The organism is Streptomyces sp. NPDC046379, from assembly GCF_055587785.1.
Genome location: NZ_JBVJFP010000063.1, coordinates 1 through 1,848, shown reverse-complemented (window position 1 = coordinate 1,848; position 1,848 = coordinate 1). Strand labels below are relative to the sequence as shown.

At 57.0% G+C, this 1,848-nt stretch carries 1 rRNA gene; it reads right to left on the bottom strand.

From position 1 onward, the window contains the following. Positions 1 to 22 precede the first annotated feature (22 nt). A 23S ribosomal RNA gene (locus ACZ6KF_RS34000) occupies positions 23 to 1,848 on the bottom strand; the annotation flags it as partial.

The window sequence follows — 1,848 nt, the reverse complement described above, 5'->3', positions numbered from 1 at the left end:
AACACAGTGGACGCGAGCAACTGAGGACAAGCCCTCGGCCTATTAGTACCGGTCAACTCCACCAGTTACCTGGCTTCCATATCCGGCCTATCAACCCAGTCGTCTACTGGGAGCCTTACCCCATCAAGTGGGTGGGAGTCCTCATCTCGAAGCAGGCTTCCCGCTTAGATGCTTTCAGCGGTTATCCCTCCCGAACGTAGCCAACCAGCCATGCCCTTGGCAGAACAACTGGCACACCAGAGGTTCGTCCGTCCCGGTCCTCTCGTACTAGGGACAGCCCTTCTCAAGACTCCTACGCGCACAGCGGATAGGGACCGAACTGTCTCACGACGTTCTAAACCCAGCTCGCGTACCGCTTTAATGGGCGAACAGCCCAACCCTTGGGACCGACTCCAGCCCCAGGATGCGACGAGCCGACATCGAGGTGCCAAACCATCCCGTCGATATGGACTCTTGGGGAAGATCAGCCTGTTATCCCCGGGGTACCTTTTATCCGTTGAGCGACGGCGCTTCCACAAGCCACCGCCGGATCACTAGTCCCGACTTTCGTCCCTGCTCGACCCGTCGGTCTCACAGTCAAGCTCCCTTGTGCACTTACACTCAACACCTGATTGCCAACCAGGCTGAGGGAACCTTTGGGCGCCTCCGTTACCCTTTAGGAGGCAACCGCCCCAGTTAAACTACCCATCAGACACTGTCCCTGATCCGGATCACGGACCCAGGTTAGACATCCAGCACGACCAGACTGGTATTTCAACGACGACTCCACCCGAACTGGCGTCCAGGCTTCACAGTCTCCCAGCTATCCTACACAAGCCGAACCGAACACCAATATCAAACTGTAGTAAAGGTCCCGGGGTCTTTCCGTCCTGCTGCGCGAAACGAGCATCTTTACTCGTAGTGCAATTTCACCGGGCCTATGGTTGAGACAGTCGAGAAGTCGTTACGCCATTCGTGCAGGTCGGAACTTACCCGACAAGGAATTTCGCTACCTTAGGATGGTTATAGTTACCACCGCCGTTTACTGGCGCTTAAGTTCTCAGCTTCGCCCACCCGAAAGTGAGCTAACCGGTCCCCTTAACGTTCCAGCACCGGGCAGGCGTCAGTCCGTATACATCGCCTTACGGCTTCGCACGGACCTGTGTTTTTAGTAAACAGTCGCTTCTCGCTGGTCTCTGCGGCCACCCCCAGCTCAGGAAGCAAGTCCCCTCACCAGGTGTGGCCCCCCTTCTCCCGAAGTTACGGGGGCATTTTGCCGAGTTCCTTAACCATAGTTCACCCGAACGCCTCGGTATTCTCTACCTGACCACCTGAGTCGGTTTAGGGTACGGGCCGCCATGAAACTCGCTAGAGGCTTTTCTCGACAGCATAGGATCATCCACTTCACCACAATCGGCTCGGCATCAGGTCTCAGCCACAAGTGCGACGGATTTACCTACCGCACGGCCTACACCCTTACCCCGGGACAACCACCGCCCGGGATGGACTACCTTCCTGCGTCACCCCATCACTCACCTACTACCAGCTCGGGCCACCGGCTCCACCACTCCGACCTCGTCCGAAGACTCAGCCGACGGCTTCACGGGCTTAGCATCACTGGATTCAATGTTTGACGCTTCACAGCGGGTACCGGAATATCAACCGGTTATCCATCGACTACGCCTGTCGGCCTCGCCTTAGGTCCCGACTTACCCTGGGCAGATCAGCTTGACCCAGGAACCCTTAGTCAATCGGCGCAAACGTTTCTCACGTTTGTATCGCTACTCATGCCTGCATTCTCACTCGTCAACCGTCCACAACTCGCTTACACGGCTGCTTCACCCGGCAGACGACGCTCCCCTACCCATC